This is a genomic window from Shewanella khirikhana (genome assembly GCF_003957745.1).
GTDB lineage: Bacteria > Pseudomonadota > Gammaproteobacteria > Enterobacterales > Shewanellaceae > Shewanella > Shewanella khirikhana.
On record NZ_CP020373.1, the window covers coordinates 4,461,332 to 4,475,139 of the forward strand.

A 13,808-nucleotide genomic window follows, 5' to 3' on the forward strand; every position below is an offset into this window, starting at 1 on the left:
CGTATGGATCCGGCATGCAGAAGCAGGGTTGTAGCCGGAATAAAGTCATCCTGCCATCTGACTAAATAATCATCGGCAAATCAAACTAAAACCTCACTTGGAGGCATAAACGGTACTTTTGATTGGTGTAGGTTCATGAGGCCCGTGCATAAAAAAAGCTCGCCAACCGGCGAGCTTTTTTGTTTCGAAACCTAAGGTTAAATCTCGTCTTCCCACACCACCTTGGCGCCGCGAACGCCATCAACTTTGGCCGAGAAGCGACCTTCCAGTACATGGCGTTTGATTTTCAGGGTAGGGGTCAGCACGTCGTTTTCGATGGTCCAGGGCTCGCTGACTACCACCACGGCATCCACGGTTTCGTGAGATTCGAGGTTCGGGTTCACCGCATCCAGGGTTGCCTTGATAGAAACCCGCACTTCTTCACGGGCCTGCAAAGTCGCGCCGTCTGACAACTGCACCAGGGCTATGGGGTGCGGCAGGCCAGAGCCAATCACACAAATCAGCTCAACATGGGGATCCTGGGCCAGTTTACGCTCGATAGGCACAGGTGCCACGTACTTGCCTTTGGCGGTTTTAAAGTTGTCTTTTACCCGGCCGGTGATGCTGACACAGCCGTCTTCATCGATAGCGCACAGATCGCCGGTGTGGAAGAAACCGTCGTCATCGAAGGCGGCTTCGGTGGCTTCCGGCTGCAAATAGTAGCCGCTCATCAGGCCGGGGCTTTTCACCAACAGCTCACCGTCTTCGCCGCGGCGGATTTGGCAGCCTTCCACCGGTTTACCCACTGTGCCGATTTTACGCTCATCAAATGGGTAGTTGATGATGGAGTAGGCGCAGTTTTCGGTCATGCCCCAGGCTTCACAGATGTTGAGGCCAATGCTGTTGTACCAGCGGATAAGGGATGGTGGAATTGGCGCCGAACCTGAACCCAACAGGCGGCATTTATCCAGCCCCAGGCCTTTATGGATTTTACGCTTCACCAGATAGCTGATGATGGGCAGCTTGAGCAGGAAGTTGAGCTTGTCGAAGCCCACCTTGTCGATGATGTTTTTCTGGAACAAAGTCCACAGCCTGGGTACTGAGAAGAACACGGTTGGCCGCATGCGCTGCACGTCGGCGACGAAAGTATCCAGGCTTTCTACGAAGGCCACGGCACTGCCGGAATAGAAGGATGAGCCTTCGATGGCCACCCGCTCTGTAATGTGAGCCAGTGGCAGGTAAGAGAGCAGGCGATCTTCGCCATCGGTCTTGAGATCCCGCACTACGGCGGTACAGGTCCAGGCATAGGCGCCAAAGGTTTGGATGGCTCCTTTGGGGCTGCCGGTTGAACCTGAGGTGTAAATCAGGGTCATGATGTCCTCAGCCTGTGGCAGCGGCGCATCTGTGAGTGGTTGACCCATGCCCAGCAGCTGATCCCAGCCGTATTGGGTTGGCATGGTGTCGTAGGGGAATGCCATCCGCAGGATATTACCGCCGACACCGGCTTCCTGCTCAGCCCAGTGATCCAGTTTACCGATGAAAATGGCTTTGGCGCCGCTGTGCTCCAGCACGTAGCGGATGGTATCGGCATTGGCGGTGGGGTAAATAGGCACGCTGATATAGCCGCCGTGCATCAGCGCAAGGTCGGTAATAAACCACTCGGCGCAGTTTTTCGACAGCACAGCCACCTTATCACCGGGGGCCAGACCCAAGTGGCGCAGCGCACCGGCAATTTGTTCCATCTGACGTTTCACATCACGCCAGCTGAAGTCGCGGTATTGACCGTTTACCGGTTGGCGCAGATAAACCGTGTCACCCTGGGTATCCACCCAGTGGTTGAGCATCTCTACAGGAGTCTTGATAGTGGCTTGCATCTCTACTTCCATCTTGTTCGTTATGCTTTCCTGCGTCTGATGGGTTCAAACGCGCGTTTAATTTCCAGTATGTCGATTTTTGCTTCGGCGGGCAAATGGTTTAGTTGTGGTCAGATGTTAGCGGGTTGTTTGATAAAAGAAGCTGGGTTAACATCCGGCCTTCCTTTTATTAAACTATTGATTTTACAGGATTGCAAACCGTAAAGCGCCTGTTTGGATTGCGGTGGGTGTTGGGACAACACCTGGATAAGATGTTGAATTCTGTAAGCATGGAGCGTGTTTGATGACCTCATTCCAAAAAACCATTCTTGCCTCGCTGGTGGCCGCATCTTTATCTGCCTGTGGTGGCAGTAGCGGTGGAGATGCTACCCCCGAACCGCAAACGGCCAATAAGGCACCAACCCTGTCAATTGCCAATGCCAGTGTCAGAGAGCGCGCTCAGGTGTCACTGACCGCCACAGCCTCCGATGCCGACGGCAGCATTGCTTCCTATCGCTGGACCCAGAAGTCCGGCGCTGCGGTTACCCTGTCTGGTGACACTTCTACCACCCTAAGCTTTACTGCACCTGAAGTGGCTGAAAATCAGACTCTGGTATTCAGCCTGACGGTGACCGACAACCAGGGCGCCACCGCGTCTCAGGACGTTGAGGTGACCGTGGTGAACAACAGTCTGCCAGGCATTACCGTGGCAGATGTGAGTGTGAAGGAAGGCGAGAGCGCCACTGTGACTGCCAATGTCAGCGATAGCGATGGCACGGTCAGCAAGCTCGCCTGGAGCCAGAAGTCGGGTACTGGGGTTACTTTGAGCGGTGCCGATAGCCAAACCCTCAGCTTTACCGCGCCGGCCGTGGTAGCCGATGAAGCCTTGGTATTTACCCTCAGCGCCACCGACAACGATGGCGAAACCAGCAGCCGCGATGTAACTGTCACTGTGACAGCTAATCTGGTGTCGCTGACATTGGAAGGCAAGGTAACCGATAATCCTGTGGCCAACGCCAAGGTGACCGCCGACGTGGCGGGCAAGCAGTTCCATACCACTGCCAATGTCGATGGCTTATACAGTCTGGCGCTCACGGTGGATGACTCCGAGCTGGGTGAACTGGTTAAACTCAGTGCCGTTGGCCCCCAGACCGACAGCAAAACCCGGCTGGTGGCCTTGCTCGGCAGTGTGAATCGTTTGCTGGAAATGGCGGGCACTGATGCAACTCTTACCCGGGAAGAGACGATTCTGGTCAACGTGACCAACGTCAGCACAGCGGTGGCTGCCTTGCTGAAAGAAGCCAATGGCGGTGAAGCCGTGACTAGCGCAGAAACCTTTGATGCCCTGCAAAATCAATACGATGCCACCCGCGTGTTGCCGCTGGCAACTGCCATCAAGCTGGTGCTGGACTTTGCGTCTGCCCATGAGCTGCTGACGCTGCCTGAAGGGGTAGCCGACACCCAGGCGCTGGTGGAAGACAAGCAGCAGGTGCTCGCTTATCTGACCAGGGTTAAGGATAAGCTGTTGTCAGTCTATGAAGCGGCAGAAGCTGAGATTATTGATGACCCCAACCTGATGCGGGCGCCGATGCAAAGCAGTGAGGTTGTTGGCAGTTATTTCTTTAAATATCAGGATGGTATCAAGCGGGGTGACCGCCTGGTGCTGGCCGCCAATGGCACTGGCCAATTGCATCTTGGCAGCGCGGCAACCGCCTTTACCTGGGAGAAAACGGAAGTGGATGTCCGTTTGACCTTCCCGAACGACGGGGTGCTGCTGTATGAGGATTCGGTCTATTCCGGTGGCCAATTGATGCAAAGGCAGAACCTGCTGTCCCACAAGTTTATCAAATGGATTGATGCGTCTGCCACCGGCGCGCAGCTGCTGGTGTCCGATTACCTGGCTCATCATTATCCAAACGGCGAAAAGGAAGATGAGTTCAGCGAGCAGCATCGCACTTTCTCGGTGGTGAAAACCGAAGGCCTGGCCAAGGGCGATACCCTGATTGCCGCAGGCTCCAGCTTCAGTGTGCCTGTGCCGACCGAGACCATGGCTATCCTCAATGGTCATGAAAAGGCCGGCAAAATGTACCGCAGCAGCCTGGGGCTCACCTTGGGTGATAACCACAGTGCGACTGTGAATATCCCGCAATTCCTTGGTGATGGTTCGGTTCAGTATCAGGTACTCAGCGGCAGTTACAGTTTCAGCGACAACGGCAACCTCAAGGTGATGGCACAAGATGGCGAAGACAATCTCGCCCTGGATGTGGCATTCCTTGGCAGTGACACGCCGCTTGAGGTCAACGTGCTCGAGGTCAGCAGCGGCTATGCCATCTCTGGCCTGATGCTCAAACAGAGCGGCGCCGAATGGACGACTGCCAATGTGGCTGGCATGTACGCCCTGGATTGGGACTTCTTCACCCCCGGCTCTTACTTCTGGGTGGAGCTGAATGCCGATGGCACCATGCTGACCTTCGATGCGTTTGATAACAATAAAGATGGTATATTTGAAGCATCGGAAGTGCTTAAGATGCCCGGCTTCTGGCGTCTTAACGACAGCGGCACCGTCTCCATGCGCCGTTATCGTTACAACCACGAGCAGGTCGGTCAATATGGCTACTGCCAGGCGACGGGTTTTGAAACCAGTCTGGATGACCACTGCGCTCTGGCGCGCGAGCGTGAATGGACACTGCAAGAGCAGCAGGGCAGCAGCTACTATGTGAGCCAGTTGCACCGCTACTACATGGACAGTCAGGGGCGTAGCTACCTGGGGGCTGACCTGCCAGCCGATGTGCATGTACTTGACTCAGCCCACACCGACAACCGTCGCTGGACCAAGGTTACCGAGCGCCCCATCACGCTGCCGGAAGGTTTGTAATCCCGTCTACGGTTAACGTCTGGATACTTTGGATTTGAGATAAGAAAAAGCCACCCCCGGGTGGCTTTTTTATGGCTTTGTGCCTATTACATCCGGCGTTGGCGGCCGCGCTCGGGGCGTGGGGACTCGGGGTCGGCTTCGCGCATCTTTTGCCACCATTCATCAGATGCCTGAATTTGGCCGCTTTCGTCGATGGCGGGGTAGGCCAGTCCCTTTCGGCGACAGGCCTTGGCGTAGATGGGGTGGCCTTGCTCGAACAGCAACTGCTGGCAGTAGTCTTCCGGCAGTTTGCGACTGCCATACATACCGGCATGACGGCGCTGGCGCTCGGCTTCAAACAGCACCAGTGCGCCTGCCACCGAGACATTGAGGGATTGCACCATGCCCACCATGGGAATAATCACTTCGGCATCGGCCAATGCCAGGGCTTCGTCGCTGACACCAAACTTTTCGTGCCCCAGTACGATGGCCGTGGGTCTGGTGTAGTCAATCTCGCGGAAGTCTTTGGCTTTACTGGAGAAGTTGGTCACCACCACCTGCATGCCTTCAGCCTTGAGCGCTGCAATGGCGTCGGTCACTGTTGGGTGGCGCTTGGTTTTCACCCACTGCTGGCTGCCGGAGGCGGTATTGCCTGACACCCGCATATCGTTCTCGGGCCAGACGGCGTGCAGCTGGTGGACTCCCACGGCATCGGCGCTGCGCAGCACGGCGGCGATGTTATTGGTCTTGTGGACCTGGTCGAGTATGACGGTCAGATCCGGTTGACGGTTGTCCAGCATCTCATTGATGCGGGCAAAACGTTCCGGGCTCATGGCATATTCCTGCGTTAACAAAAAAACAAAAGGGCGCCGAGGCGCCCTGAGAGTGACGAGCCGATTACAGCTCCATCACGCCATCCATTTCTACCTGCGAGCCGCGTGGCAGCTCTTTTACGCCAATGGCGGCGCGGGCAGGGTAAGGCTCGTTGAAGTAACGGCCCATAAGCTCGTTCACCTTGGCGAAGTTCGACAGATCGGTGAGGAAGATGTTCAGTTTGGCGATATCGTTGAAGCTGCCACCGGCAGCTTCGCACACGGCCTTGAGGTTCTCAAACACCTGCACGGTTTGGGCTTCAAAGTCGTCACCAACCAGTGCCATGGTGGCAGGGTCCAGTGGGATTTGGCCAGACAGATACACGGTTGAGCCGACTTTCACAGCCTGAGAATAGGTGCCGATAGCGGCAGGGGCCTTGTCGGTGGCGATAATGGTTTTTTCAGCCATGGTGATTCTTCCTTTGAATGAGTAGAAGCCGGTCAACTCAGCGATTGCGGGAGGTTCTGAGCACCTCGGGCAGTACCCGGATGCGCCGCATCACGTTGGCCAGGTGGATACGATCGCGCACCGAAATCCGCAGGTTAATCAGATACACCCGACCATCCCGCTCCTCGGTGCTGAGGTTATGAATGTTGGAGCCTTCGCTGGCGATAATTGAGGTGATCTTGGCCAGAGCCCCCTGATGGTTGACGATTTCTACCCTCAGATTGGCCTGATACTCGACGCCGTCGACCTTGTCCCACTGCACCGGAATGTATTTGTCCGGCTCGCCCTGATAGCCACGGATGTTGGCGCAGTTTTCCATGTGCACCACCAGGCCTTTGCCTGGGCTCACATGGGCGATCACCGCATCGCCGGGGATTGGGTGGCAACATTTGGCGAAGGACACCAGCATGCCTTCGGCGCCGCGAATAGGCATCAGGTGTGACTCACCGCGACTTTCAGGCACGGTATCGCCAAGCAGGCGCTGGGCTATCACTATGCTCATGGCGTTGCCAAGGCCAATGTCGGCCAGCAGGCTGTTCAAATCTTTATGTTTGGTTTCCTGGATCACCCGCTCCAGCTGCTCCGCCGAGATGCTGTCGAGCTTGGTTTCGCCAAGAGCATGATTGAGCAGGCGTTTGCCCAGGGTAATGGCTTCGTCGTGCTTGAGGTTTTTCAGCACCTGACGGATTTTGGCGCGGGCTTTGCCGGTGACTACAAAGTTAAGCCAGGCGGCGTTGGGTTTGGCGCCTTTTGCTGTAATGATTTCAACGGTTTGACCGGAAATCAGCGGCTGGCTCAGCGGATAGGCCTGGCGGTTTACCCGCGCACCCACACAGGTGTTACCCACGTCGGTATGCACTTCGTAGGCAAAGTCCACGGCGGTGGCGCCCACCGGCAGCTCGAGAATGCGGCCTTCCGGAGTAAACACATAAATTTCGTCAGGGAAGAGTTCGGTCTTAACGTTTTCCACGAACTCGAACGACGAGCTGGCACTTTGCTGCAACTCCAGCAGGCTTTGCATCCATTTACGGGCACGCACCTGAGTGGTGGTAGTGCCGTTTTCGCTGCCGTTTTTGTACATCCAGTGCGCCGCAACCCCTTTGTCGGCCATCTGATCCATATCCTCGGTTCGGATTTGGATTTCAACAGGCACGCCGTGGGGGCCAAACAGGGAGGTGTGCAGTGACTGATAACCGTTGGCCTTGGGAATGGCGATATAGTCTTTAAAGCGGCCAGGGCGCGGCTTATACAGGCCATGCATGGCGCCCAGCACCCGATAACAGGTATCTATGCTGTCGACGATGACGCGAAAGGCGTAGATATCCATCACTTCCTGGAATTGCAGCTCTTTGCTGCGCATCTTGTTGTAGATGGAATAGAGATTCTTTTCCCGGCCTTTGACTTTGGCTGGAATGCCGGTGTCTTCGAGGCGGGCGCCAACGGCGGATTCAATATTGGCGATAAGCTCTTTTCGGTTGCCGCGGGCAGCTTTAACCACTTCCCTGAGCACCCGGTAGCGCATGGGGTAATAGGCCTGGAAGCCCAGATCTTCAAGCTCGGTCTTGATATTGTGAATACCCAGACGGTTGGCTATGGGGGCGTAAATTTCCAGGGTTTCCCGGGCGATGCGACGGCGCTTGTCCGGACGCAGGGCGCCGAGAGTGCGCATATTGTGGGTGCGGTCGGCCAGCTTGATGAGAATGACCCGGATATCCTGAGTCATGGCCATCATCATTTTGCGGAAGTTTTCCGCCTGGGCCTCTTTTTTATCGCGGAATTTGAGCTTGTCGAGCTTGGAGACACCTTCCACCAAATCGGCAACTGCATCGCCAAACAGCTCGGCGAGGTCTTCTTTGGTGACGTGGGTGTCTTCAATGGTATCGTGCAGCAGGGCGGCCATCAGGGTCTCGTGATCGAGACGCATGTCGGCCAGAATTTTCGCCACTGCTACAGGATGGGTGATATAAGGTTCGCCACTGGTGCGCATTTGCCCTTCATGGGCATCGCGGGCGACCTGATAAGCCTGTTTAAGTAATGCCACTTGGCCGCTGTCGAGGTAAGCGGAAGCCGATTCCTTTAAACCTTCAAACAGATACAAGTGGCATACCTCCCGGGCTAAAAATTAGAGTGAACGACCTTCTGCAATGGCAGCCACGGCGGCGATTTCGGCGGCTTCACGCTCACGCACGGTCTGACGCTCATCGGCATCCAGAGTGCTGGCGTTTACCAGGCCTTTTTCGATTTCGCGCAGGGCGATAACAGTGGCCTTGTCGTTCTGCTCTTCCACCATGGGGTCTTTACCCTGCACGGCGATTTGACGGGCGCGACGGGCCGCAACCAGGATCATGTCAAAACGGTTGCCGATCTGCTTTACGGCGTCTTCTACAGTTACGCGAGCCATGTAGTGGAACTCCCAAATTATCCGGCAAAAGCGCCGGGACAATGAAAAAATGACGCAAAAGTGTACACTAAGGCAGTCAGTCTGCCAACAGACCCTTAAGCATATCACCGTGGGTGCGGGCTTGACCAGCGCAGCTTAAGCGCCCGGCGCGGATGATTGCCCTCAAATCGGCCAGTGCCTCATCAAAGTTATCATTCACAATAACATACTCATATTCTTGGTAATGGGACATTTCCGACACCGCCTGTGCCATGCGTGAGGCAATGACTTCGGCGCTGTCCTGACCACGGCCAACGAGGCGACGTTCCAGCTCTTCACGACTTGGCGGCAGAATAAATACCCCAATGGCTTCCGGCATCAGTTTCTTCACCTGCAGGGCGCCCTGCCAGTCGATGTCCAAAAACACGTCGATACCCCGCTCCAGGGTTTCTTCCACGGTCAGGCGCGAGGTGCCATAAAAGTTGCCAAATACTTCTGCCCACTCGAAAAAGGCATTCTGCTCGATAAGCGCTTTAAACTCATCCACGCTGACAAAGTGGTAGTGCACACCGTTTTCTTCGCCGGGACGTGGCTGGCGGGTGGTGTGGGAAACAGACACCTGCATGTCGGCGGGTTTATCTTTCAGCAGAGCTGAAATCAGCGATGACTTACCGGCGCCGCTGGGTGCCGAAACAATAAAGAGGTTTCCACGTGTGCTCATCGATTGGCCTTTTGCTGGGCTGTGAGGACAGGCTCGGGGCCTGTCCTCAAAAACAAGGACTAAGCCTGACATTATATTCTGTCTGCCACCCGCTGCGCCAGCGACAGAGAAGGCCGCTGACAATTCGCTGAAAATTGGATAGGCTGCCCAAGCGGGCTGTGGCCTTGTCCCTTGCCGCAGCGAGATGCCGGCTGACTTTTTTGGAGTGCCTTTTGCAATTACGCAGTTTTTTCAGCATTGAAGGATGTGATCAGGGTGTACGAACCGGTGCGCTGGGGCTGATAGCCTACGGCGGCAGTGGTCTTATTGCCTTGCTTTTTGGCAGTGGACATTATTTGTGGGGGCCGGGCATTGCTCTGGGACTCCTGTTCGCACTGTCGCTTGTGCGCCGTTGCCGTGATGCCCACAGACCCAGGGGCTATCTGGTGGCTGCTCTGGTGCCGTATCCCCTGTGGCTGCTGGTGCTGGTCATGGTGGGCAACGCTGCACTGGGGCTGATTTGCTTTGCCATAGGGCTGGCGCTGACGTTGCTTATCAGCGTGCTGCCCGCCAAACCGGTTAAGGAATATCAGGACGGCTACTGGCACCCGGATATGCCAGCCAAAACCCCTTTACCACCTCGGCGTGAGCCAACGCTTGGAGGCGATGAGCCAGCTTTTACCCATCAGGCTTCTGCATCCGATGCCCACGCTTTTGACAGCCACGAGAGCGGCTTTGGACGCGGCGATGAGGCGGATGCTCAAAATAGCGCTCAGGCAATCGATTCTGCGCATCATGAAAACCTTTATGGCAGCAGCCATGGCGATGAGGAATATTCAAGGTATGGCCAGCGCAGCACCCTGAATGACGACTTTGACGCGCCGGATACGGTGCCTGCTGCGCGGCTTGAACAGCATGGCGCGGGTCAGCATGAGTTCTCACGCCCAGCGAAGCCGGGTTTTTCAGGTACAGCGAACCAGGATTTTTCAGGTACAGCGGAGACGGGCCCAGACGAGCAGGACATCGCTCACGCCTCCCAAAATTCGCAATCCCAGCGGGCAGCTGCCGATGAGGAAGGACCTGTGTGGCACAGGTTTACCCAGAGGGACAGGCTTACTCCAAATGACAGGGCCGACTATTTCACCCAGGGCACAGACACCCTGATGGTTGAGCGCAGCGGTTATCTGGATGATGAGCGCCAGAGCCATCCGGGATTGAACCAGGACGAAGCCGATACTCAGGCCGCCACTGAGGCTGCAACCCAGGCAAGGCCTCCCCGCACCTGGAGCGATGCCTTCAATGGTGAAGGCTCGCTGGAAGTGTTGATGGAAGCCATCTATTTCCATCTGAAACGTTGGTGGCGCTTTTACTTATCCGGCGCTGCGGCGCTGCTTCTTATCAGCGCGGTTACCGCCATCAGCATGCGCATCGGTGTGGATGAGCCAGGTGCGGATACGGCGGCAAACGGCGCAGCCCCCCGTGACAGCAGTGCAGGGCGGACGGAGTTGCCTTCGGGGCTGGGGTTAAACCTTGATGAAGCGGTGCTGGTACTGAGCTGGGATGCAGGCTCCCCAGGCCGAGGGCTGATATGGTCGCTGGCCAGCGGCGAAGGTGAGCGGCACTGTGCCAGCTTGCTGTTTAACAATGGTAATCGCTACCGGCCACTGGAGGTCAGCGCCAAAGGCAGTATGCGGGAAGCACGATTTTCACCGCTGGATACCCAGGCGATTGTGCGTGACATTGCCCTGAGGGGGAACGTGCAGCTGTGCGGCCAGGGGTTCAGTTTGAAGGGCAGTCAGGCGCTGATTGAAGGCAATCCACGTTTTGCCGGTCTTTTGGCACTCTGACATTTGTGCTGGCTCAAGCAAATGGCGATGCAGTAAACTCTCGGGCTTCTTGTGGTTAATAGCGGTAAACAGGCAGGTATGGCAGAACTGACTTTGGTTATCCTGGCGGCGGGACTTGGCAGTCGTTTCGGCGGCGACAAGCAGCTGGCAGAGCTTGGCCCCCATGGCGAGACCATGCTGGAGCTGTCGCTGCAAAGTGCTATCCGTGCCGGGTTTGGCCGCGCCGTATTGGTGATCCGCCCCGAACTCGAAGCCGTGCTCGGGGCACGTCTGGCCAGGTCTTTGCCGGCTGAGTTCCCCCTTGCCTTTTGTCATCAGCGTCCCGACGATTTGCCGGTAGATGCCGGCTCTATTCCAGGTCTGCTCACAGGGCGGCAAAAGCCCTGGGGCACAGCCCATGCACTTTACTGCGCCCGCGAGCACCTCAATGGCCCCTTTGCGGTAATCACCGCCGATGACTTTTACGGTGACCATGCCCTTGTCACCATGGCGCAGGGGCTTAAGCAGGGCGGTTGGCTGATGGTGGCGTATCCGCTGTCAGCGACCCTGTCTGAGCACGGTGGCGTCAACCGTGGTATCTGCGAGGTTCAGCAAGGGCTGTTGCAGCGGGTCGAAGAATTTATCGATATTAAGCAAACAGATAGTGGGCTTTGTGGCAGCCATAATGGCGACATCAGGCCGCTCGATGCCGGGGCACTGGTTTCCATGACCCTGTGGGGATTTGATGACAGCGTTGTCAAAGTGTTGCAACAGGCGCTAATATCCTTCCTTTTTGCATCGCCATCTGCCCGGCAGGAATGTTATCTTCCCGATGTGGTGCAAGCCTGTATCGAGCAGGGACAAAAGGTTCGGGTAGAAACCGCCCGGGGAGAATGGCTGGGAGTCACCTATGCCGAGGACGCCCCCCGGGTCAGAACAAGATTGATGGAGTTATTGCGTGATTGAACTTATCCGGCAGCGGGTTCTGCCTCACTATGGATTGGAAGGCGATGCTGCCAAGGTTTCTCCCTTGGGTAACGGGCACATTAACGACACCTTTTTGGTGAGTTGGGATGATGGCAGCATGGTGCTGCAACGCCTCAACACCACAGTGTTTACCACCCCCTGGACGCTGGTGGAAAACGCCGAACTTATCAGCCAACACCTGGGCGAAAAAGCCGGTAACGACTATGGCCTGAAAGTGGTGAGCCCCAAAACCACCGCCGAAGGTGAGCTGGGGATCGATCTGGGTGATGCCGGTTTCTGGCGTGCCATCCGCTACCTAAAACATTCCAGCAGCATAGATGTGGTTGGCAGCGAGGCTCAGGCCGAGCAGGCCGCCCAGGCCTTTGGCCATTTTGCCCGCGCCCTGTGTGATTTCGATGCCACCCGCATCGGCGATGTGATCCCCAAGTTCCACTTCCTGCCCGGCCGTATGGCGGCGCTGCAAAAAGCGGTGGCTGACGATAAAGCCGGCCGCCTCGATGGTTGCCGTCAGTGGGTGGATTTCGCCCTGAGTCAGCAGAATTTGCTGGCAGAACTGGCTGAACTCGAGCCAAAGCTGCCACTGCGTGTTTGCCATAACGACACCAAAATCAATAACATGCTTTTTGATAAGCGTGACGACTCCGCCATGGCCATCATAGATCTGGATACCTGCATGAAGGGGCACCTGATGTATGATTTTGGCGACATGGTGCGTACCTTTACCTCCCCGGAGGCCGAAGACAGCACCGAGCTTGAGCGTGTGCAGGTGCGGCCGGAAATCTTCGCCGCTATCTGTCGTGGTTACCTGGCCGAGCTGGGGGATGTATTGGAGGCGGCCGAGCGCGAAAGTCTGTGGCTTGGCGCCCGGATCATGTGTTTGATGATTGGCATTCGTTTCCTGACCGATCACCTCAATGGCGATGTGTATTTCCATGTACATCGTGAAGGGCACAACCTGGATCGCGCCGCGAATCAGTTTACCCTGTACCAAAGTTTGCTCAGCCAGGCCGACCGCCTCAAAGCCTGTATTTTCTAAGAGGGCCGCACCGCCTGGCGTAGCTAACGCAGGCGGTGTTTTCCTGTCCTGACGTTCGCCTAACGACAAGAGAGCCACAGCTATGACCTGGAACATCGACCCCATACTGTTTCAATTCGGCAGCATCAGTCTGCACTGGTACGGGCTGCTGTTTGCCTGTGGGATCTGGGGCGGAGCTGCCCTGCTCAAGCGGATGCTGGGTGAGTCACAGCAAAATGTGGGGCTGGTGGACGAGCTGTTTTTCCCGGTGTTTATCGGCATCATTGTCGGTGCGCGCCTGATGCACTGCCTGGCCTATGAGCCGGACTTCTATCTCTCCCATCCTCTTGAAATTCTTTACATTTGGAAGGGCGGTCTTGCCAGTCACGGCGGCGGTCTGGGTGCCATTCTGGGGGTGATGTGGGTTGCCAAGCGCAACAAGCTTAACCTTATGTACTTGCTCGACTATCTTGCCTTGCCCACCCTGGTATTTGCGGTGTGTGTGCGCCTGGGTAATCTCATGAATTCTGAGATCTACGGCAAGGTCACCGAAGGCCCGTGGTCGGTGATTTTCCAGCGGGTCGATATGCTGCCAAGGCACCCGGCGCAGCTGTACGAAGCCATGGGTTATCTGCTGCTGGCGCTTGTGCTGTGGCAATTGCGCCGTGGTTTGCTGGCAGTGCAGGGCCGTCTGTTCGGCGCCTTCCTGGTGGGGGTGTTTGTTATCCGCATGCTGGTGGAGCTGGTTAAGCCCGAGCAGGCCAGCTACATCCCGTCGCTGCCGCTGACGGTGGGGCAAATCCTCAGCGTGCCCTTTATTCTGGTGGGTATCTGGCTGTGGCTGCGTCCGGCGCGCCGCTAGTACGCCTGTCTTATCAGCTTCCCAGCAAGTTT

The 13,808-nt window shown here is 56.5% G+C and carries 11 protein-coding genes; 5 read left to right on the forward strand and 6 right to left on the reverse strand.

The annotated features are described in order from the left end of the window. Positions 1-197: 197 nt before the first annotated feature. Positions 198-1,853, reverse strand: a complete 1,656-nt coding sequence (locus STH12_RS19735) for an AMP-binding protein (RefSeq protein WP_126169121.1) — start codon at positions 1,851-1,853, stop codon at positions 198-200. A gap of 283 nt (positions 1,854-2,136) precedes the next feature. On the opposite strand from STH12_RS19735, the gene STH12_RS19740 reads away from it, so the two are divergent. Then, a complete protein-coding gene (locus STH12_RS19740; protein ID WP_126169122.1) occupies positions 2,137-4,707 on the forward strand; it encodes a PKD domain-containing protein in 2,571 nt (856 codons plus the stop codon). Positions 4,708-4,793: 86 nt separating this feature from the next. Here STH12_RS19740 and trmH read toward each other — a convergent pair whose 3' ends face one another. The 5 genes from trmH to gmk all read right to left on the reverse strand — a co-directional run bounded on the left by trmH (position 4,794) and on the right by gmk (position 9,107). Then, positions 4,794-5,519 (reverse strand): tRNA (guanosine(18)-2'-O)-methyltransferase TrmH, encoded by a 726-nt coding sequence (gene trmH / locus STH12_RS19745; protein ID WP_126169123.1) that lies wholly within the window; start codon positions 5,517-5,519, stop codon positions 4,794-4,796. 64 nt (positions 5,520-5,583) lie between these two features. Next, positions 5,584-5,967 (reverse strand): RidA family protein, encoded by a 384-nt coding sequence (locus STH12_RS19750; protein ID WP_126169124.1) that lies wholly within the window; start codon positions 5,965-5,967, stop codon positions 5,584-5,586. 37 nt (positions 5,968-6,004) lie between these two features. Next, entirely contained in the window at positions 6,005-8,104 is a 2,100-nt protein-coding gene (gene spoT / locus STH12_RS19755; RefSeq protein ID WP_126169125.1) for a bifunctional GTP diphosphokinase/guanosine-3',5'-bis pyrophosphate 3'-pyrophosphohydrolase, read from the reverse strand. 24 nt (positions 8,105-8,128) lie between these two features. Further along, positions 8,129-8,407: a DNA-directed RNA polymerase subunit omega gene (rpoZ, locus tag STH12_RS19760; protein ID WP_126169126.1), complete on the reverse strand. Its 279-nt coding sequence runs from the start codon at positions 8,405-8,407 to the stop codon at positions 8,129-8,131. A gap of 76 nt (positions 8,408-8,483) precedes the next feature. Continuing rightward, positions 8,484-9,107, reverse strand: coding sequence for a guanylate kinase (gmk, locus tag STH12_RS19765; RefSeq protein ID WP_126169127.1), 624 nt, complete (start codon positions 9,105-9,107; stop codon positions 8,484-8,486). Positions 9,108-9,319: 212 nt separating this feature from the next. Between gmk and STH12_RS19770 the strand changes: the two genes are divergently transcribed. The 4 genes from STH12_RS19770 (at position 9,320) to lgt (ending at position 13,776) form a co-directional block, all read left to right on the forward strand. Beyond that, positions 9,320-10,933: a hypothetical protein gene (locus STH12_RS19770; RefSeq protein WP_126169128.1), complete on the forward strand. Its 1,614-nt coding sequence runs from the start codon at positions 9,320-9,322 to the stop codon at positions 10,931-10,933. Positions 10,934-11,011: 78 nt separating this feature from the next. Next, a complete protein-coding gene (locus tag STH12_RS19775; protein WP_126169129.1) occupies positions 11,012-11,878 on the forward strand; it encodes an NTP transferase domain-containing protein in 867 nt (288 codons plus the stop codon). Next, positions 11,871-12,935 carry a phosphotransferase enzyme family protein gene (locus STH12_RS19780; protein WP_126169130.1) on the forward strand — a complete coding sequence of 355 codons (1,065 nt, stop codon included), beginning with the start codon at positions 11,871-11,873 and terminating at the stop codon, positions 12,933-12,935. Before STH12_RS19775 ends, STH12_RS19780 begins: the two co-directional genes overlap by 8 nt. Before the next feature lie 82 nt (positions 12,936-13,017). After that, positions 13,018-13,776: a prolipoprotein diacylglyceryl transferase gene (lgt, locus tag STH12_RS19785; protein WP_126169131.1), complete on the forward strand. Its 759-nt coding sequence runs from the start codon at positions 13,018-13,020 to the stop codon at positions 13,774-13,776. Positions 13,777-13,808: the final 32 nt, after the last annotated feature.

Coding starts and splice junctions, on each gene's coding strand:
- rpoZ (WP_126169126.1), bottom strand. CDS start 8,407: ATGGCTCGCGTAACTGTAGAAGACGCCGTAAAGCAGATCGGCAACCGT.
- gmk (WP_126169127.1), bottom strand. CDS start 9,107: ATGAGCACACGTGGAAACCTCTTTATTGTTTCGGCACCCAGCGGCGCC.
- STH12_RS19740 (WP_126169122.1), top strand. CDS start 2,137: ATGACCTCATTCCAAAAAACCATTCTTGCCTCGCTGGTGGCCGCATCT.
- STH12_RS19735 (WP_126169121.1), bottom strand. CDS start 1,853: ATGCAAGCCACTATCAAGACTCCTGTAGAGATGCTCAACCACTGGGTG.
- STH12_RS19775 (WP_126169129.1), top strand. CDS start 11,012: ATGGCAGAACTGACTTTGGTTATCCTGGCGGCGGGACTTGGCAGTCGT.
- trmH (WP_126169123.1), bottom strand. CDS start 5,519: ATGAGCCCGGAACGTTTTGCCCGCATCAATGAGATGCTGGACAACCGT.
- STH12_RS19750 (WP_126169124.1), bottom strand. CDS start 5,967: ATGGCTGAAAAAACCATTATCGCCACCGACAAGGCCCCTGCCGCTATC.
- lgt (WP_126169131.1), top strand. CDS start 13,018: ATGACCTGGAACATCGACCCCATACTGTTTCAATTCGGCAGCATCAGT.